18 protein-coding genes and 1 riboswitch are annotated in these 18,610 nt (G+C 73.5%); of the genes, 9 read left to right on the plus strand and 9 right to left on the minus strand.

Features of this window, described 5'->3' with window-relative positions; all coding sequences use genetic code 11:
- Window positions 1-17 precede the first annotated feature (17 nt).
- Together trpS and MU522_RS02060 are read left to right on the plus strand one after the other, a co-directional pair.
- Window positions 18-1,013: a tryptophan--tRNA ligase gene (trpS, locus tag MU522_RS02055; RefSeq protein WP_146357877.1), complete on the plus strand. Its 996-nt coding sequence runs from the start codon at window positions 18-20 to the stop codon at window positions 1,011-1,013.
- On the plus strand, window positions 1,010-1,585 hold the full coding sequence (locus tag MU522_RS02060) for a GNAT family N-acetyltransferase (RefSeq protein WP_146357878.1): 576 nt from the start codon (window positions 1,010-1,012) through the stop codon (window positions 1,583-1,585). The genes trpS and MU522_RS02060 overlap by 4 nt, the downstream gene beginning before the upstream one ends.
- A gap of 26 nt (window positions 1,586-1,611) precedes the next feature.
- On the opposite strand, the gene lipA is transcribed toward MU522_RS02060, so the two are convergent.
- From lipA to MU522_RS02075, 3 genes are all read right to left on the minus strand, one after another.
- Window positions 1,612-2,586 carry a lipoyl synthase gene (lipA, locus tag MU522_RS02065; RefSeq protein ID WP_146357954.1) on the minus strand — a complete coding sequence of 325 codons (975 nt, stop codon included), beginning with the start codon at window positions 2,584-2,586 and terminating at the stop codon, window positions 1,612-1,614.
- 77 nt (window positions 2,587-2,663) lie between these two features.
- Window positions 2,664-3,344: a lipoyl(octanoyl) transferase LipB gene (gene lipB, locus MU522_RS02070; RefSeq protein ID WP_225792853.1), complete on the minus strand. Its 681-nt coding sequence runs from the start codon at window positions 3,342-3,344 to the stop codon at window positions 2,664-2,666.
- Between the two features lie 227 nt (window positions 3,345-3,571).
- Window positions 3,572-4,432 carry a DUF559 domain-containing protein gene (locus MU522_RS02075; RefSeq protein WP_246992127.1) on the minus strand — a complete coding sequence of 287 codons (861 nt, stop codon included), beginning with the start codon at window positions 4,430-4,432 and terminating at the stop codon, window positions 3,572-3,574.
- 259 nt (window positions 4,433-4,691) lie between these two features.
- A riboswitch (FMN riboswitch) is annotated at window positions 4,692-4,834 on the plus strand.
- A gap of 50 nt (window positions 4,835-4,884) precedes the next feature.
- Between MU522_RS02075 and ribD the strand changes: the two genes are divergently transcribed.
- The 5 genes from ribD to MU522_RS02100 all read left to right on the plus strand — a co-directional run bounded on the left by ribD (window position 4,885) and on the right by MU522_RS02100 (window position 9,847).
- Window positions 4,885-5,901 (plus strand): bifunctional diaminohydroxyphosphoribosylaminopyrimidine deaminase/5-amino-6-(5-phosphoribosylamino)uracil reductase RibD, encoded by a 1,017-nt coding sequence (ribD, locus tag MU522_RS02080; RefSeq protein WP_128188808.1) that lies wholly within the window; start codon window positions 4,885-4,887, stop codon window positions 5,899-5,901.
- Entirely contained in the window at window positions 5,901-6,530 is a 630-nt protein-coding gene (locus MU522_RS02085; RefSeq protein ID WP_246992129.1) for a riboflavin synthase, read from the plus strand. Before ribD ends, MU522_RS02085 begins: the two co-directional genes overlap by 1 nt.
- Complete coding sequence (gene ribB / locus MU522_RS02090; protein WP_246992132.1) at window positions 6,527-7,795, plus strand: 3,4-dihydroxy-2-butanone-4-phosphate synthase; 1,269 nt, start codon at window positions 6,527-6,529, stop codon at window positions 7,793-7,795. The genes MU522_RS02085 and ribB overlap by 4 nt, the downstream gene beginning before the upstream one ends.
- Window positions 7,795-8,268: a 6,7-dimethyl-8-ribityllumazine synthase gene (ribH, locus tag MU522_RS02095; RefSeq protein ID WP_246992134.1), complete on the plus strand. Its 474-nt coding sequence runs from the start codon at window positions 7,795-7,797 to the stop codon at window positions 8,266-8,268. The genes ribB and ribH overlap by 1 nt, the downstream gene beginning before the upstream one ends.
- A 223-nt stretch (window positions 8,269-8,491) precedes the next feature.
- Complete coding sequence (locus tag MU522_RS02100; RefSeq protein ID WP_246992136.1) at window positions 8,492-9,847, plus strand: MFS transporter; 1,356 nt, start codon at window positions 8,492-8,494, stop codon at window positions 9,845-9,847.
- A gap of 61 nt (window positions 9,848-9,908) precedes the next feature.
- On the opposite strand, the gene MU522_RS02105 is transcribed toward MU522_RS02100, so the two are convergent.
- From MU522_RS02105 to MU522_RS02125, 5 genes are read right to left on the minus strand one after another with little or no spacing between them, the layout of a single operon-like run.
- Complete coding sequence (locus MU522_RS02105; RefSeq protein ID WP_246992138.1) at window positions 9,909-10,667, minus strand: 5'/3'-nucleotidase SurE; 759 nt, start codon at window positions 10,665-10,667, stop codon at window positions 9,909-9,911.
- Window positions 10,667-11,596 carry a PfkB family carbohydrate kinase gene (locus MU522_RS02110; protein WP_246992140.1) on the minus strand — a complete coding sequence of 310 codons (930 nt, stop codon included), beginning with the start codon at window positions 11,594-11,596 and terminating at the stop codon, window positions 10,667-10,669. Before MU522_RS02110 ends, MU522_RS02105 begins: the two co-directional genes overlap by 1 nt.
- Window positions 11,597-11,625: 29 nt before the next feature.
- Window positions 11,626-12,450, minus strand: coding sequence for an ABC transporter permease (locus tag MU522_RS02115; RefSeq protein WP_128188815.1), 825 nt, complete (start codon window positions 12,448-12,450; stop codon window positions 11,626-11,628).
- Window positions 12,447-13,304, minus strand: coding sequence for an ABC transporter permease (locus MU522_RS02120; RefSeq protein WP_246992142.1), 858 nt, complete (start codon window positions 13,302-13,304; stop codon window positions 12,447-12,449). The genes MU522_RS02115 and MU522_RS02120 overlap by 4 nt, the downstream gene beginning before the upstream one ends.
- A complete protein-coding gene (locus MU522_RS02125) occupies window positions 13,301-14,227 on the minus strand; it encodes an ABC transporter ATP-binding protein (protein ID WP_246992144.1) in 927 nt (308 codons plus the stop codon). Before MU522_RS02125 ends, MU522_RS02120 begins: the two co-directional genes overlap by 4 nt.
- A 54-nt stretch (window positions 14,228-14,281) precedes the next feature.
- Here MU522_RS02125 and MU522_RS02130 point away from each other — a divergent pair, with 54 nt between their 5' ends.
- Both MU522_RS02130 and MU522_RS02135 read left to right on the plus strand, forming a co-directional pair.
- On the plus strand, window positions 14,282-16,072 hold the full coding sequence (locus MU522_RS02130; RefSeq protein ID WP_246992146.1) for an ABC transporter ATP-binding protein: 1,791 nt from the start codon (window positions 14,282-14,284) through the stop codon (window positions 16,070-16,072).
- 10 nt (window positions 16,073-16,082) lie between these two features.
- Window positions 16,083-17,111 (plus strand): nitronate monooxygenase, encoded by a 1,029-nt coding sequence (locus MU522_RS02135; protein ID WP_246992148.1) that lies wholly within the window; start codon window positions 16,083-16,085, stop codon window positions 17,109-17,111.
- Between the two features lie 19 nt (window positions 17,112-17,130).
- On the opposite strand, the gene MU522_RS02140 is transcribed toward MU522_RS02135, so the two are convergent.
- Window positions 17,131-18,600 carry an NAD-dependent succinate-semialdehyde dehydrogenase gene (locus tag MU522_RS02140; protein ID WP_246992150.1) on the minus strand — a complete coding sequence of 490 codons (1,470 nt, stop codon included), beginning with the start codon at window positions 18,598-18,600 and terminating at the stop codon, window positions 17,131-17,133.
- Between the last annotated feature and the right edge of the window lie 10 nt (window positions 18,601-18,610).

The raw sequence follows: 18,610 nt of genomic DNA on the forward strand, positions 1-18,610 counted from the left end.
CTCAGACTGGAACCGCCATGCCCAAGCCCCGCCTCTACTCGGGGATGCAGCCCTCCTCGGGCTCGCTCCACCTCGGCAACTACATCGGCGCGCTGCAGCAGTGGCGCGGCATGCAGGACGAGTACGACGCCTTCTTCTCGATCGTCGACCTGCACGCGATCACGGTCGCGCAGGACCCGAAGGTGCTGCGCGAGCAGGTGCGCACCCTCGCCGCGCAGTACATCGCGGGCGGCATCGACCCCGACCGCTCCTGCCTGTACGTGCAGTCGCACGTCGCCGCGCACGCGCAGCTGCAGTGGCTGCTCTCGACCATCACCGGCTTCGGCGAGGCGAGCCGGATGACGCAGTTCAAGGACAAGACCGCCAAGGGCGGGCAGGAGACGGCCTCCGTGGGCCTGTTCACCTACCCGATCCTGATGGCCGCCGACATCCTGCTCTACGACACCGAGGTCGTGCCGGTCGGCGACGACCAGAAGCAGCACGTCGAGCTCACGCGCGACCTCGCCGAGCGCTTCAACAAGCGCTTCGGGAGCACCTTCACGGTGCCGAAGCCGGTGATCCTCGCCAACGGCGCCCGCATCTACGACCTGCAGTCGCCGGCGTCGAAGATGTCGAAGTCGGCCGACAACGACAAGGGCGTGGTGTGGCTGCTCGACGAGCCCGCCCGCACCGCGAAGAAGATCCGCTCGGCCGTCACCGACACCGAGGGCTCGATCCGCGCCGACCGCGCCGAGAAGCCGGGCGTCACGAACCTGCTCGACATCCTCTCCGCGATGACGGGCACGCCGGTGCCCGGCCTCGAGGCGGAGTTCGCCGGGCAGGGCTACGGCGTCTTCAAGACGGCCGTCGCCGACGCGGTCGTCGCCGAGCTGGCGCCGGTGCGCGAGCGCACGCTCGAGCTGCTCGCCGACCCCGCAGAGCTCGACCGCCTGCTGGCGGCGAACGCCGAGCGCGCGGCGGCGGTGGCGGATGCGACGCTCGGCCGCGCGCTGGAGGCGATGGGGCTGCGATGACCGGCGGGTCGCTCGCGGGGCCGTCGCTGCCCGTCGTCGGCGGGAAGGTGCTGCTCACGGCGCTCCGCGAGGCCGACGTCGACCGGGTCGTCGAGGCGTGCACGACGCCCGAGGCGGAGCGATGGCTCGAGACGCCCGTGCCGTACCGCCGCGCGGACGCCGAGTCGTTCGTGCGGGAGTTCGCGCCCGCCGGCTGGCGCGGCGAGCACGACGAGCGCGTGTGGGCGATCCGCGAGTCGCTCGGCGGGCCGCTCGCGGGCGTCATCGGGCTGCGGGAAGGCAGCCGCGAGGTGGGCTTCTGGCTGCACCCCGCGGCGCAGGGCCGGGGCCTGATGGCCGACGCCGTGCGCACCGCGGTCGGCCACGCAGACGGCTGCCTGACGTGGCCCGAGGTGCGCTGGGCCTGCTACGACGGCAACGTCGCGTCGATGCGCGTCGCCCGCGCGGCCGGCTTCCACTACCTCGGCACGCGCGAGGGCCTGCACCGCGGCGTGCCCGAGCTGCAGCACCACGCAGTGCGGCCGGCCCACGGCGAGCCGGCCGACGCCCTCCCCTGGCCCGACCTCGGCTGACCGGCCCGGCGCATCCGCACGCCCGCTCAGCGTGCGTTGTTCGTGATGCCCGCCGCCGCCGGAGCCGCGGCACCCATGCCGGTGATGATCGGCGCCGGCGCCGCACCGCCGCGCACCTCGAGCGCCCGCCGGTAGAGCGTGCCCGCGCGGTACGACGAGCGCACGAGCGGCCCCGACATGACGCCCGAGAAGCCGATGCGGGTCGCAATCTCGCCGAGCTCGGCGAAGCGCTCGGGCTCCACCCAGCGGTCGACCGGGTGGTGGCGCGGCGAGGGCCGCAGGTACTGCGTGATGGTGATGAGCTCGGTGCCCGCCTCGTGCAGCGCCTCGAGCGTCTCGACGACCTCGTCGTCGGTCTCGCCCATGCCGAGGATGAGGTTCGACTTCGTCACGAGCTCCTCCTCGCGGCTCCAGCGCAGCACGTCGAGGCTGCGCTCGAAGCGGAAGCCGGGGCGGATGCGCTTGAAGATGCGCGGGACGGTCTCGACGTTGTGGGCGAAGACCTCGGGCCGCGTCTCGAACAGCTGCTGCAGGAGGTGCCGGCGGCCGGTGAAGTCGGGCGCGAGCATCTCGACGCCGACGCCGGGGTTGGCCTCGTGGATGCGCCGCACCGTCTCGGCGTAGAGCCAGATGCCCTCGTCCTCGAGGTCGTCGCGGCAGACGCCCGTGACGGTCGCGTAGCGCAGCCCCATCGTGCGCACCGACTCGGCGACCCGCACCGGCTCCATGAGGTCGAGCAGCGCCGGCTTGCCGGTGTCGATCTGGCAGAAGTCGCAGCGGCGCGTGCACTGGTCGCCGCCGATGAGGAACGTCGCCTCCCGGTCCTCCCAGCACTCGTAGATGTTGGGGCAGCCCGCCGACTGGCAGACGGTGTGGAGGTCCTGCGCCTGCACGAGCTCCTGCAGCTCGCGGAACTGCGGGCCCATGCGGGCGCGCGTCTTGATCCAGGCGGGCTTGCGCTCGATGGGCGTCTCGGCATTCCGCGCCTCGATGCGCAGCATGCGCCGGCCCTGCGGCTCGGGGCGGGCGGCGTCGGCCTGCGCCGGCGCCTGCGCCTGCGCCGGCTGGCTGCACGCGCTCACGCGTGCACCGCCGCGCGGTCGTCGAGCGCCACCGAGGTGAACGGCGCGAAGTCGAGCAGCGGCTCGAGCTCGGCCGCGAAGCGGCGCCCGATCGCCATCGGGTCGTGCGTGCTGCCGGTCTCGAGCTCGACGGTCGTCACCCCGGCGTCGGCGATGCCGCAGGGGACGATCGTCGTGAAGGGCGCGAGCGAGTTGGCGACGTTGATCGCGATGCCGTGCATCGAGGCGCGCGAGGCGACCCGCACGCCGACCTGCGCGACCTTGCGCTCGCCCGACGCATCCGCCACCCAGACGCCCGCGCGGCCGCGGATGCGCCGGGTCGCGAGCCCGCTCGCCGCGAGCGCGCGGATGATGGCCTCCTCGAGCCGGCGCACCCAGTCGACGACCTGCACCGCGTCGGGCAGCGCGACGATCGGGTAGGCCACGAGCTGGCCCGGGCCGTGCCACGTGATGCGGCCGCCGCGGTCGACCTCGATCGCCTCGCTGCCGTCGGTCGGGAGGTCGCCGGGCTGCGTCGAGGTGCCCGCCGTGTAGACGCTCGCGTGCTCGAGCAGCAGCAGTGTGGGCCGCGCGCCGTCGACCACCTGCGCGTGGAGCGCGCGCTGCAGGGCCCAGGTCTCGCGGTAGTCGGCGCCCGCGCCCAGCTCGACCACGTCCATCCGTCGCTCGATCTCCACGTCGCCGTGCCCCCATCCGGGATTGCTATACCCAGTACGACAATACCCGACAGCGCGCTTGCAGCCATCGTTCGTCCGACCCCCCTGCACAACGCAAGCCCAACGGCCCCAATCAGCGGCAGATCGACCGTCCCCGCCTCCGGCGCCGCAAGAAGCTCCGAAGCGGCTTGCGTTGTGCGCGGGGGCCGACGCGGACCCGGTGCGGCACCCGCCGGAGAGGCTGGGACTCAGCCGCGCGGGTGGAGCTCGAGCGCCGCGCGCACCACTGCGATGAAGCGGTGCGCGTTGTCCTCGAGCCAGCGCGCCGAGAGGCGCACGGTGACGTAGCCCTGCAGGAGCGCCTCGGCGTCGCGCCGGCGATCCTCCTCGAAGGTGCCCTCGTGGTGCTCGCGCCCGTCGATCTCGACGATGACGCAGCCGCACACGACGAAGTCGACCCTGCCGACACGCGGGATCCGCACCTGCTGCTCGTACTGGAGTCCCGCGGCGAGCAGCAGCAGCTTCGCATCGGTCTCGTAGCCCGAGCCGCACTGCCCGTCGACGGCCGCGGCAGCAGGCATCCCGTCGCAGTCGAGACCCTCGAGCGCCCGCTCGATGTCGGCGGGGCTCGCCATGCCGCGGTCGAGCGCCGAGTCGGCGACCCGGATCGCCTCGTGCACGCCGAAGCAGCGCGCGATGCACGCGACCGCGGCAGCCGCGGAGGTGGCGCACCGGTCGCCGTCGTCCGGGTCGAGGTCCTCCCAGTGCAGCACGAGCCCCTCCCGCCGCTCGAGGCGCCGGTGCCGGTCGCGCGGATCGCGCAGCCGCGTCGATCCGTCCCACAGGTGCACGTGGAGCCGGTCGTCGCTCGGGACCCAGAGCCCGAGGTGCGCGGCGGCAGACGCGCACGCGAGCCGTCCGCCGATCCGCAGCGCCGAGACGAGCGCGTCGGGCGCCGGCTGCCAGACGTAGACGTCGCGGCGGGCCCGCACGAGCAGCCGCAGCCGCAGCCCCTCCTCGATCGCCGCGCGGCTGCTGCCCTCCTCGCGCAGCTCGCGGTACTCATCCACCCGGACGGCGCCCTGCGAGAGCGGCCTCAGCGTCGACATGCGCGGCAGGATGGATCGTCCGCCCGCCGCTGCGCGCATCAGCTGCACCGACCTGTGCAGAAGCGGCCGCGCACAACGCAAGCCGCCCAGCCGAGATCTGCGACGGCTGCGGCGCCGGCCCCGCGCCGCCCGCTGGTCGGGCGCCGCGGGCTTGCGTTGTGCGGCGGCGGGCGGCGGGGCCGCCGCCGCGGCGCCGCCGGGCAGGGATGCGCGGGCACGGGAATGGGCACGGCCGGAGTCGAGTTGTAGGCTGGCAGTGCAACGTGCCCGGGGTCAGTGCAAGTCTGAACCGGCGGTGATAGTCCGCGACCCGAGCGGCGCCCTCCAGCAGGAGGTGCTGCTCGGCTGAGCTGGTGGAACTCCAGCACCGACGGTGAGAGTCCGGAGGGGAGGCGCACGTGGGGTCGCGACGCGACCCCTCGGATCCCCGCGCGCGTTCTGGAGAGGACGGCATGGCAGGGATCAGCGGCGCTGAGCAGGGCGCCATGGCGCGCGCCCGCGAGCTCGCGCTGCGCGGCCCCCGCGGCGTCAACCCGCAGGTCGGGGCCGTCGTGCTCTCCCCCGACGGCCGGGTGCTCGCCGAGGGCTGGCACCGCGGCGCCGGCACGCCGCACGCCGAGGTCGACGCGCTCTCGCGGCTCACGCCCGCTGAGGCCCGCGGCGCGACCGCCGTCGTCACCCTCGAGCCCTGCAACCACACCGGGCGCACCGGCCCGTGCGCCGTCGCGCTGCTCGACGCGGGCGTCGCGCGCGTCGTCTACGCCGCGGCCGACCCCGGCGACGCGTCGAGCGGCGGCGCGCAGCGCCTCGCAGCGGCAGGTGTCGAGGTCGTGCGCGCCGACGAGGCCGAGGGCGCGGCGCTCATCGCCGACTGGCTCTTCGTGCAGCGCACCGGCCGGCCGCGCGTGACGGTGAAGTGGGCGCAGTCGCTCGACGGCCGCGCCGCCGCCGCCGACGGCAGCAGCCGGTGGATCACGGGGCCCGAGGCCCGCGCGCACGTGCACCGCGAGCGCAGCGCCCACGACGCGATCGCCGTCGGCACAGGCACCGTGCTCGCCGACGACCCGCAGCTGACCGCTCGCATCGAGGGCGAGCCGGATGCGCCGCAGCCGATCCCGGTCGTCTTCGGCGAGCGCGGCGTGCCCGGCTCCGCCGCCCTGCACCGGCACCCCCGGGGCTTCCGCACGGCCGGCCACGAGCTCGAGCGCGAGCTCTTCGCCCTCGCCGCCGCAGGCATCCAGACCCTCTACGTGGAGGGCGGGCCGACGCTCGCGAGCGCGTTCATCCGCGCGGGCCTCGCCGACCGCCTCACCGTCTACCTCGCGCCGACCCTCCTCGGGGGCCCGCGCACGGCCCTCGACGACCTCGGCGTCGGGACGATCGACGAGCAGCGCCGCCTCACGGTGACGCGGCTCGAGCAGCTCGGCCGCGACCTCCTGGTCGAGGCCACGACAGAGAGCGAGCAGTGATGTTCACCGGCATCATCGAGGAGCTCGGCGAGGTCGTCTCGTTCGAGCCCCACAGCACCGGGCAGGGCGAGGCCTGGCGCCTCACCGTGCGCGGCCCCCTGGCCGTCAGCGACGCGTCCCACGGCGACTCCATCGCCGTCAACGGCCTCTGCCTGACCGTGGTCGAGCGGACGGCGGATGCGTTCACGGCCGACGTCATGCAGATCTCGGTCGACATGTCGACGCTCGCCGACCGCCGGCCGGGCGACCGCGTGAACCTCGAGCGCGCCGCCGCCGTCGGCGACCGCCTGGGCGGCCACATCGTGCAGGGCCACATCGACGGCACCGCGCGGGTGCTCTCGGTCGTCGACGCCGAGGGGCAGCGCACCGTGCGCTTCGCGCTCGACCCGGCGCTCGCGCACCTCGTCGTGCGGAAGGGCTCGGTGGCCGTCGACGGCATCAGCCTGACCGTGTCGGCCGTGAGCGAGCCGGGCGAGGCCGAGCAGTGGTTCGAGGTGTCGCTCATCCCCGAGACGCTCGAGTCGACGACGCTCGGCTTCCGCGCCGCCGGCGACCGGGTCAACATCGAGACCGACATCGTCGCTCGCCACGTCGAGCGCATGCTGCAGCTGCAGCGGGAGGCATCATGAGCATCACCACCATCGACGCCGCGCTCAAGGCGCTGCGCGAGCGCAAGCTCGTCATCGTCGTCGACGACGAGGGGCGCGAGAACGAGGGCGACCTGATCATGTCGGCGCAGCTCGCGACGACCGAGTGGATCGCCTTCATGGTGCGCCACACCTCGGGCTACCTGTGCGCGCCGCTCACCGGCGAGCGCGCCGACGAGCTCGGGCTGCCGCTCATGGTGCTCGAGAACGAGGATGCGCGGCAGACGGCGTACACGATCACCGTCGACGCCGCCGACCGCGACTCCACCGGCATCTCGGCCGACGACCGCGCCCACACCCTGCGCGTGCTCGCCGACCCCGCGACCACCCCGCAGGACCTGCGCCGCCCCGGCCACATCGTGCCGCTGCGCGCGGTCGAGGGCGGCGTGCGCGAGCGCAAGGGCCACACCGAGGCGGGCGTCGAGCTCATGAAGCTCGCGGGCCTCGAGCCGGTCGCCGTGATCGGCGAGCTCGTCGAGGACGGCGGCGAGATGCGCCGGCTGCCCTCGCTCATCGCCTTCGGCGAGGAGCACGACCTGCCGGTCATCACCATCGAGGACCTCATCGACTACCTCGACGCGGGCGGGCTGCCGACGGCGTGCAAGGGCGCGAACGACGAGTCGGCGCGCGTCTCCTTCGAGGTCGAGACCAAGGTGCCGACGCGCTTCGGCACGTTCCGCGTCGCCGCCTACCGCGACCGCCAGACCGGCGCCGACCACGTGGCGATCATCGCCGGCGACGAGCTCGCCGACGGCGCGCTCGTGCGCGTGCACTCCGAGTGCCTCACCGGCGAGGCGCTGCACTCGCTCAAGTGCGAGTGCGGCCCGCAGCTCGACGCGGCGATCCAGGCCATCCAGGAGGCCGGCAACGGCATGGTGGTCTACCTCCGCGGCCACGAGGGGCGCGGCATCGGCCTCATCAACAAGCTGAAGGCGTACCGCCTCCAGGAGGACGGGCTCGACACGCTCGACGCCAACCTCGCGCTCGGCCTCCCCGCCGACGCGCGCGAGTACGGCGCCGCCGCCGGCATCATCCGGCAGCAGGGCGTGCAGTCCATCCGGCTGCTCTCCAACAACCCGCTGAAGCAGGAGGCGCTCGAGCGCCACGGCATCGAGGTCTCCGAGCTCGTGCCGCTCCTCGTGGGCGTCGGCGAGCACAACGAGCAGTACCTCTCGGCCAAGCGCGACCGCATGGGTCACCAGCTGCCGGCCGTGATCGCAGCGAACGACGAGCAGGGAGAAGACTGATGGCCGGAGCAGGAGCACCGCGGACGGGCGGGCTGGACGCGAGCGGGATGCGCATCGCGATCGTGCACGGACGGTGGCACGAGCAGATCGCGACCGGGCTGCTCGAGGGCGCCCGGCGGGCGCTCGCCGAGATGGGCGCCGACGCGGTCGAGCTGCCCGTGCCGGGCTCGTTCGAGCTGCCGGTCGTCGCGCAGGCGGCGCTCGAGGCCGGGTGCGACGGCGCGGTGGCGCTCGCCGTCATCATCCGCGGCGGCACGCCGCACTTCGACTACGTCGCGCAGGCGGCGACGGTCGGCCTCACCGACGTCGCCATCCGCACCGGCAAGCCGGTCGGCTTCGGCGTGCTGACCCTCGACGACGAGCAGCAGGGCATCGACCGGGCGGGCCTCCCCGGCTCGAAGGAGGACAAGGGCCGCGAGGCCGCCGAGGCGGTCGTCGAGGCCGCGCTCGCGCTCCGCTCCCTGCAGGGCTGAGCCCGGCGCATCCGCCCTCCCACGACGGGCGGATGCGCCGCGGCGGCGGGCGGGCAAGGGTCGTCGAGGCCGTGGCCGGTTACCCGGCTCGGTACACTGGGATGTCGTCGTCCCGGGGCCGCAGCCGTCCCCCAGATGGCCGGCCCGTCACGAGCGGACCGCACCGTTCGCGCGCGCCGCACCACCCCGCATCCAGCGCGCGCCACCGCATCCAGGAAGCAGCATGTCCATCTCCGCTACCCAGACGACCGCCGCGTCGTCGCAGCCGGCCAACTCCCGCGGCCGCGTCATCTTCGCCAGCCTCATCGGCACGACGATCGAGTTCTACGACTTCTACGTCTACGCGACCGCCGCCGTGCTGGTGTTCCCGCACCTCTTCTTCCCCACCGGCGACGACACGACGGCCCTCCTCGCCTCGTTCGCCGCGTTCGGCGCCGCGATGGTCGCGCGCCCCATCGGCTCGGTCGTCTTCGGGCACCTCGGCGACAAGTTCGGCCGCAAGGCGACGCTCGTCGGCGCGCTGCTGACGATGGGCATCGCCACGTTCCTCATCGGCGTGCTGCCCACCTACGCGCAGGTCGGCTGGTTCGCCGCCGCGCTGCTCGTGCTCATGCGCCTCGCGCAGGGCTTCGCGCTCGGCGGCGAGTGGTCGGGCGCGGCGCTCGTCGCGACCGAGAACGCCCCCGCCGGCAAGCGCGCCTGGTACGGCACCTTCCCGCAGCTCGGCGCGCCGATCGGCTTCATCATCGCCAACGGCCTCTTCCTCATCATCGCCGCGCTGCTGCCGAGCGACGACCCCTCGCGGCCCTCGCAGGCGTTCCTCGACTGGGGCTGGCGCATCCCGTTCCTCTTCTCGGCCGTGATGGTCGTCGTCGGCCTGTGGGTGCGGCTGCGGCTCGTCGAGTCGACGTCGTTCGAGAAGGCGAAGCAGTCGGGCACGATCCAGCGGCTGCCGCTCGGCACCGTCGTGCGCCACCACTGGCGCGAGCTGCTGCTCGGCACCTTCTTCATGCTCGCGACGTACGTGCTCTTCTACCTGATGACGACGTTCTCGCTCACGTACGGCCGCACCCCCACCGACGCCGCGATCCCCGGGCTCGGCTACTCGTACAACGCGTTCGTCATCATGCTCATCGTCGGCGTGGTGTTCTTCGGCATCTTCACGCTCGTCTCGGGCCCGCTCGCCGACCGCTTCGGCCGCCGCGCGACGCTCATCGTCGTGACGCTCGGCATCATCGCCTTCGGCCTCCTGTGGGTGCCGCTCACGAGCCTCGGCTTCGTCGGCGTGATGGCGTGGCTCATCATCGGCATGTCGCTCATGGGCTTCACGTTCGGGCCGATGGGGGCGCTGCTGCCCGAGCTGTTCCCGACCAACGTGCGGTACACGGGCTCGGGCGTCTCGTACAACGTCTCGTCGATCCTGGGCGCCGCGGTCGCGCCGTTCATCGCGGTGGCGCTGTGGACGGCGGGCGGCGGCAGCATCTTCTGGGTCGGCGTCTACCTCGCGGGCGCCGCGGTGCTGACGCTCATCGCGCTGCTGCTGTCGAAGGAGACGAAGGACGTCGACATGGAGCGCTGACGCGCCCGGCTCGACCGCGGCCCGCCGCCCCTCGGGGTGGCGGGCCGCTCGTCGTCGCGCGTCAGGCGCCGCGGTCGGCGATCGTGCGCACGACCGTCACGGTCGCGTTGCCGGCGGCGAGCCGCTCCATGTCGCTGCCGGGCGCGTCGGCGGCGCGGTGCTCGCGGATCGACAGCCGCACCTCGTCGCCGTCGAGCTCAGTCATCGTGGTCTGGACGATGCCGAACGGCGCGAGCGGCGCCTCGACGAGCTCGAGCGTCGCGGGGTCGGGCACATCGGGCACGTTGACGTTGAGGATGGTGCCTGCCGGCGCGCCGACGAGCGTCGCGAGCGCGCGGCCGGCGATCGCCGCCGCGGTCTCCCAGTGCTCGTCGCCGCCGTCGCGCAGCCCCACGTCGAGCGAGACGGCGAGCGCGCGCACGCCGCCCTGCGCCGCCGTGAGCGCGGCGCCGACAGTGCCGGAGTGCATGATCGCGCCGCCCACGTTCGCGCCGCGGTTGATGCCGCTCAGCACGACGTCGGGCACGCCGCCGAACGATCCGTGCAGCGCGAGCAGCACGATGAGCGCGGGCGCCGCGTGCACCGCGTAGGCCTCGCCGTCGACGCCCGGCACCGTGCGGCGCTCGGAGCGCACCGTGCCCTTGCCGCCCGCCGCGGTCACCGCCGTGCCCTGCGTGGCGATGATGGATGCGCTGGCGCCGGAGTGCTCGTGGGCGGGGGCCGCGACCACGACCTCCATGCCAGCGTCGGCGGCGGCGCGCGCGAGGGCGGCGAGCCCCGGCGAGTCGATGCCGTCGTCGTTCGTGATGAGTGCGCGCATCAGCGCTCCTTCCCGATCGGCTCGAGCTCCACCCGCTCGGCGATGGCGCGGATGGCGTCGGCGTCGCCCGTGCCGAGCCCGCGCCGGGTGGCGTTGACGGCGCCGGCCGCGGCCCCGAGGCGCACGGCGTCGGCGTGGCTGCCGCCGGCTGCGAGCGCCGCGGCGAGGCCCGCCGTGTACGAGTCGCCGGCACCTCGCGTGTCCACCGGCTCGAGCTGCGGCGCGACCACGCGCCACGCGCCCTCCTCGCCGACGACGACCGAGCCGGCGTCCGCGCGGGTGACCGCGACGAGCGCGATGCCGTCGTCGGCGAGCTGCTGCGCGGCCGCGACGAGCTGACCCTCGTCGTCGCCGTCGTCGACCCGGCCGTCGTCGACCAACTCCTCGTGGCTGACCTTCAGCACGTCGACGCCGCCCTCGAGCGCGGCAGCGAGGCGCTCGCCGGCGAGGTCGACGAGCACGGTGCGCCCGAGCTCGCGCATGTCGCTCGCGAGCCTGCGGTAGACATCCGCCTCGAGCATCTCGTCGCCGTCGGGCCCCGAGAGGATGACGAGCTCGGCGTCCATCGCCGCGCGCAGCGTCGCCGAGTAGAGCGCGTCGAGGTCGTGCCGGGTCAGCGGCTCGCCGTGCGCCTCGACGACCTCCTGCCGGTCGCCGCTGCGCCGGTCGTGCACGTAGGCCGGGCCGTTCCCGTCGCCGTCGATCGCGACGACCTCGAAGCCCTCGCGGTCGAGCAGCTGCCGCGCCACCGCGCCCGTCTCCCCCGCCACCGTGCACACGACCGTCACGTCGGCGCCGAGCGCCGCGAGCATCCGCGCCTGCCACACGCCCTGCCCGCCGACGTGCAGGTGCACGTCGGGTGCGCCCTCATGCTCCTCGACCGTGATCGTGAGCGTCGGAGCGGGGGCGAAGACGAGCACGCGTGCCATGCGCCCACCCTAGGCACGCCGCCTGGGCGTCAGCGCAGGAAGAGGGCCCGCAGGCGCGAGGTCGTGAACCACAGGCCCACGACGATCATCACCGCGAAGTACAGCAGGTGCAGCAGGATCGACGGCTGGATGAGCCCGGTCGTCAGCTGCCGGATCATGTCGACGCCGTGCCACAGCGGCATCGCCTGGATCACCCACTGCAGGCCCTGCGGGTACACCTCGATGGGGAAGAACGTCGCCGACAGCAGGAACATCGGCATCATGACGAAGTAGACGTAGTCGAGGTGCTGGAAGGTCTTCATGTAGCTCGTGATGGCCATGCCGAACGAGGCGAAGCCGAACGCGACGACGAGCGCCGCGGGGATCGCCAGGATCGCCGTCCACGAGAGGTTGAGCCCCATGAGGGTCGTCACGAGCATGAAGCCCGACGCGTACAGCAGGCCGCGGAACAGCGCCAGCAGGATCTCGCCGAGCGCGACGTCGAGCGGGCCGAGCGAGGTCGACAGCATCTGCTGGTAGAGCTTCGCGTAGTTCATCTTGAAGAAGACGTTCATCGTCGAGTCGTACACGGCGCCGTTCATCGCGCTCACCGCCATGAGCGCCGGCGCGATGTAGGCCGCGTACGGCACCTCGGCGCCGTAGAACTCGACGGTGCCGATGAGGGCGCCGAGGCCGATGCCCATCGAGAGCAGGTAGAAGACCGGCTCGAAGAAGCCGGTGACGACGATCAACCAGTTGTTGCGGGCGATCACCTGCAGGCCGCGGGCCACGACCGAGCGCGTGTTGCCGGCGTAGATGCCGCGGAGCGGTCCGCGGACGGTCGGCGCGGGCGCCTCGAGCAGCTGCTCGTTCATCGGTCGAGCCTCCGTCGGAAGGTGCGGATCGAGAGCAGGCAGGTGGCGGCGGCCAGCAGCACGAGGTAACCGACGTGCACGAGCGCCATGCCCGGGGCGAGCGCGGCGCCGTAGAGCGCCGCTCGGCCGAGCTCGGCCGCGTGCCAGAGGGGCGAGATCCAGCCGATCCAGTGCAGGAACCAGGGCAGCGTCTCGAGCGGGAAGTAGGTGCCCGAGAAGAGCGTCAGCGGCACGACCACGAAGCGCTCGATGAAGGAGAGCTGGCCGCGGTCCTCGGTCTGCGTCGCGACCCACGACATCACCGCGAAGCCGACCGCGGCGCCGAGCAGCAGCCCGATGGGCACGAGCAGGACGGCCCCGGCGGCCGAGCCGATGCCGAAGAGCACCATCACGAGCACGAAGGCGACGAGCGGCAGCAGCACCCGCACGAGCACCGACACCTGGAAGCCGATCACGATGTGCGCGGGCCCGATGGGGGTGCCGTTCATGGCGAAGAACATCGGGAACCACTTGAAGCCGCCGAAGACGCCGTAGGTGTTCTCCTGCGACGCGGTCTGCATCACCGTCGCCATCGCGAGCGCGGGCGCGAGGAAGGTCAGGTACGGCACGCCGTCGACGCCCGCGGCGCCCTGGTTGGCGTCGACGAGCAGCCCGAGGCCCACGCCGAGCCCCAGCAGGAACAGGAACGGCGAGCCGACGCCGATCGCGACCCACGACGCGACGTACGAGCGCATCGACCGGATGCGGTGCTCGGCGACGAACCACCAGCCCCACGACCGCGACGAGCGCGCGACGGCGGCGTGGTCGACGCCGCCCACGTCGACGAGCCCGCGGCGCTGCACCGTGCCGCTCATTCGATCAGCGACCTTCCCGTCAGCCGCAGGAAGACGTCCTCCAGGCTCGAGCGCCGCACGAGGCTCGTGATCGGCTGCAGGCCGCGCTCGTGCACCGCCGACATCGCCGCCTCGCCGTCGTCGTCGTAGACGAGCACGCGGTCGGGCAGCACCTCGATGCGCGAGCCGATGCCCTCGATGACGGTCGCGGCCTCGGCGTTGCGGCTCGAGCCGAAGCGCACCTCGAGCACCTCGCGGGTGGAGTACTGCCGGATGAGCGCGGCGGGGCTGCCCTCGGCGACGATGGTGCCCTTGTCGACCACCACGAGCCGGTCGCAGAGCTGCTCGGCCTCATCCATGTAGTGCGTGGTGAGCACGAGCGTCGTGCCCTCCTCCTTCAGCCGGAAGAGGCGGTCCCACAGCACGTGCCGCGCCTGCGGGTCGAGGCCCGTGGTCGGCTCGTCGAGCAGCATCGCCTTGGGGCTGTTGATGAGTCCGCGCGCGATCGTGAGCCGGCGCTTCATGCCGCCCGAGAGCCCGTCGACGCGGGCCTTGCGCTTCTCGGTGAGCTGCGCGAACTCGAGCAGCTCCTCGGCCCGGCGCTTCACGTACGGCAGCGGCAGGCCGAAGTAGCGGCCGTAGACGATGAGGTTGTCGATGACCCGCAGCTCCTCGTCGAGCTGGTCGGCCTGCGGCACGATGCCGAGCTGGGCGCGGATCTCGGGCCCGTGGCTCTCGGGGTCGAAGCCGAGCACGCGGAGCTCGCCCGACGTGCGCGTCGACGTCGCCGCGATCATGCGCATCGTGGTCGACTTGCCCGCGCCGTTGGGGCCGAGGAACCCGAACGCCTCCCCCGGCTCGATCGTGAAGTCGATCCCGTCGACCGCCGTGAAGTCGCCGTACTGCTTCGTCAGGCCCTTGGCCTCGATCACCGGTGCTGGCACGGTTCCCGATGCTAGGCCCTGCCGCCGACATCGGCGCCCCCGGGAAGCGGGAGAATGGATGCGATGAGCGAGCGACGAGGGATCTTCGGCCGGCGGCGCGGCGACGACGGGCCGCGGGCGAGCCTCCGCGAGCTGCTGCCCTACCTCTTCCCCAAGAAGGGGCTGCTCGCCGGCGCGATCGTGCTGTCGGTGCTGGGCGCCGGCTTCTCGCTCGCCCAGCCCGCGCTCGCGCAGGAGCTCATCGCCCGCGTCGAGCGGTCGGAGCCGCTCGCGTGGCTGCCGCTCCTGCTGCTCGTGATCGTCGTGGTGGGCGCGGTGCTCGACGGCTTCCAGCACTTCCTGCTGCAGGTGCTCGGCGAGCACGTCGTGCTGCGCACGCGCCGCACGCTCGTCGGCTCGCTCCTGCGGCTGCCGGTCGCGGAGTTCGACGCCCGTCGCGTCGGCGACCTGGTCAGCCGGGTCGGCAGCGACACGACGCTGCTGCGCGCCGTGCTCACCCAGGGGCTCGTCGAGTCGATCGGCGGCCTGCTGACGCTCGTGGGCGCGGTGATCGCGATGCTCGTCATCGATCCGCTGCTGCTGGGCCTGACCGTGCTCGTGCTGGGCGTCGCGATCGCCGCGATGCTCGCGGTGATGCCGCTGCTCACGCGCGCCTCCGGCCGCGCCCAGGAGCAGGTCGGGCACCTCACGAGCGCGCTCGAGCGCGCCATCTCGGCCGTGCGCACGGTGCGCGCCGCGGGCGCGACCGAGCGCGAGGCACGGGCGATCGGCGACCGCGCCGGCGACGCGTTCGCGGCCGGTGTCGGCGTCGCGCGCATCTCGGCGCTCGTCGTGCCGATCTTCGGCGTCGCGATGCAGCTCGCGTTCCTCGTGGTGCTCGGCGTCGGCGGCCTGCGGGTCGCCACCGGCGAGATCGGCATCGCGCAGCTGGTCGGCTTCCTGCTGTTCCTGTTCCTCATGATCATGCCGCTCGGCCAGCTCGCCGGGGCGATCTCGGCGGTGAGCGTCGCGCTCGGCGCGCTGGGGCGCATCCAGGAGATCGTGCGCCTCCCCTCGGAGACGGATGCGGATGCCCGCGTCGCGCTCGAGCCGCGGCCGGGTGCGCCGATGGTCGCCTTCGAGGACGTCGCCTTCGCGTACCCGTCCTCTCCCGACCGGCCGGTGCTCGAGGGGGTGTCGTTCGCCGTGCCGGCGGGCACCCGCACGGCGATCGTCGGCCCGTCGGGCGCGGGCAAGTCGACGGCGTTCGCGCTCGTCGAGCGCTTCTACGACGCGGACGCCGGCCGCGTGCTCGTCGGCGGCGAGGACGTCCGCGACGTGGACCGCGCATCCCTGCGCTCCCGCATCGGCTACGTCGAGCAGGACGCGCCCGTGCTCGCCGGGTCGCTGCGCGACAACCTGCTGCTCGGCGCGCCCGACGCGACGGACGAGCAGCTGCTCGCCGCGCTCGAGTCGGTGAACCTGGGCGAGCTCGTGCGCCGCGCCGAGGACGGGCTGGGCGCCGAGGTCGGCGAGGGCGGCGTGCTGCTCTCGGGCGGCGAGCGGCAGCGGCTCGCGATCGCGCGGGCGCTGCTCGCCGCGACGCCGATCCTGCTGCTCGACGAGTCGACCGCCAACCTCGACGCGCGCAACGAGGCCTCGCTCAAGCTCGCGCTCGACGTCGCGAGCGAGGGCCGCACCACGCTCGTGATCGCACATCGGCTCGCGACCGTCGTCGACGCCGACCAGATCGTCGTCCTCGAGGCCGGCCGCGTGCTCGCGACGGGCACGCACGCCGAGCTGCTCGAGACCTCGCCGCTCTACCGCGAGCTCGCGGCCCACCAGCTGCTCGCCCCGGCAGCGTGACGGAGGCACCATGACCGCCAGGAGCTCCCTGCTCTCGACCGACCTGCCGCTGGCCGCCGCACCCATGGCGGGCGGCCCGACCTCGGTGGCGCTCGCCACCGCCGCGGCGGCGGCCGGCGCCTTCCCGTTCCTCGCCGCCGGCTACAAGGCGCCGGAGGCGATGGCTGGCGAGATCGAGCAGCTCCGCGCGCTCGACGCGCCGTTCGGGGTCAACCTCTTCGTGCCCGCGAGCGCCGCGCTGGACCGCGCGGCGTTCGCGGCGTACGCCGAGCGCCTGCAGCCGGAGGCGGACGCCTACGGCCTGCGACTCGACCCCGAGCCCGTCGAGGACGACGACGCCTGGGAGGCCAAGCTCGACCACCTGCTCGCGCACCCCGTGCCGGTCGTCTCGCTCACGTTCGGCCTGCCGCCGCGGTCCGAGATCGCGGCCCTGCAGCAGCGCGGTACGCGCGTGCTCGCCAGCGTCACGACGCCGGAGGAGGCAGTCCGTGCCGCCGGAACAGGCGTCGACGGACTCGTGGTGCAGGGCCCCGACGCCGGCGGGCACTCCGCGACCCACGACCCGCTCCGCGCGATCGAGCCGGCCTCGACGGCATCGGTCGTGCGCGGGGTGCTGCGCTCGGTCGACCTGCCGGTGATCGCCGCGGGCGGCATCGACGGGCCGGCCGCGGTGCGCGCGCTGCTCGACGCCGGCGCGGAGGCGGTCGCCGTGGGGACGCTCCTGCTGCGCACCGACGAGGCCGGCACCTCGCCGACGCACCGCGCCGCGCTGCGGGATCCGCGCTGCACCGAGACGGTGCTGACCCGGGCGTTCACCGGTCGACCGGCGCGCGCGCTGCGCAACGGCTTCATCGACCGGCACGACGCCGCGGCGCCGACCGCCTACCCCGCCGTGCACCACCTCACCCGCGAGCTCCGCCAGGCGGCGGGCCGAGCGGGCGATGCCGACCGGCTGCACCTCTGGGCCGGCACCGGCTGGCGCAGCGCGACCGAGGGCCCCGCAGGCGAGGTGCTCGCGCAGCTCGCCTCGCAGGTGTGAGGCGGCGCGGCCGGACCGATCAGGCGAACGGGTTGGGCATGAGCGTGTACTTCGTCTCGAGGTACTCGTGGATGCCCTCGGCACCGCCCTCGCGGCCGAGGCCCGACTGCTTCACGCCGCCGAACGGGCCCGCCGCGTTGGAGACGACGCCGACGTTCAGGCCCATCATGCCCGTGTCGATGCGGTCGATCATGCGCTGGCCGCGCTTGGTGTCCTCGGTGAAGACGTAGCCCACGAGGCCGTACTCGGTGGCGTTCGCGAGCCGCACCGCGTCGTCCTCTGTCGCGAAGCGCTGGATCGCCACCACCGGCCCGAAGATCTCCTCGATCGACACCGCCATCGACGCATCCACGCCGTCGAGCACGGTCGGCTCGAAGAACGAGCCGGGCCCGTCGATCGCCTTGCCGCCGGTGACGAGCGTCGCGCCGTCGGCCACCGCCGACTCGACGAGCCGCACGGCGTTGTCGACCGCCTTGTCCTCGACGAGCGGGCCGATCTGCACGCCCTCCTCGGTGCCGCGGCCGATCTTCATCGCCTTCACCGCGTCGCCGACGCGACGTGCGAACTCGTCGGCGATCGACTCGTGCACGATGAAGCGGTTCGCGGCCGTGCAGGCCTGCCCGATGTTGCGGAACTTCGCCAGCAGCGCGCCCTCGACCGCCTTGTCGAGGTCGGCGTCGTCGAACACCACGAACGGCGCGTTGCCGCCGAGCTCCATGGATGCCTTCAAGACGTTGTCGGCCGCCTGCTTCAGCAGCTGCACGCCCACGGGCGTCGAGCCCGTGAACGACACCTTCCGCAGCCGCGGGTCGGCCAGCAGCCGCTCCGAGAGCGCGCCGGTCGACTTCGTCGTGATGACGTTCACGACGCCCTTCGGCAGGCCGGCCTCCTCGAGCAGCCCCACGAGCGCCAGCGTCGTCAGCGGCGTCAGCGTCGCCGGCTTCACGACCGCGGTGCAGCCCGCGGCGAGCGCGGGAGCGATCTTGCGGGTCGCCATCGCGAGCGGGAAGTTCCAGGGCGTGATCAGGAAGCACGGGCCGACCGGCCGGTGGGTCACGATCATCTGGCCCGTGCCCTCGGGCGTCATCATGTAGCGGCCGTCGATGCGCACCGCCTCCTCCGAGAACCAGCGCAGGAACTCGCCGCCGTAGGCGACCTCGCCGCGGGCCTCGGCCAGCGGCTTGCCCATCTCGAGCGTCATGAGCAGCGCGAACTCCTCCTTGCGCTCCTGCAGCAGGTCGAACGCCTTCCGCAGGATCTCGCCGCGCACGCGAGCGGGCGTGCGCGCCCACTCCTCCTGCGCCGCGACCGCCGCATCGAGCGCTCGCACGCCGTCCTCGACCGAGCCGTTCGCGATCTGCTTGATGACCTCGCCGGTCGCCGGGTCGCGCACCTCGATCGTGCCCTGCTCGCCGTCGATCCACTCGCCGCCGATGAACAGCCGGCCGTGGACGGCCTCGAGGACCTGGCTCTCGGTGGTCGCGCTCATGAGGACTCCT

Source organism: Agrococcus sp. SCSIO52902, from assembly GCF_022983135.1.
Lineage (GTDB): Bacteria > Actinomycetota > Actinomycetes > Actinomycetales > Microbacteriaceae > Agrococcus > Agrococcus sediminis.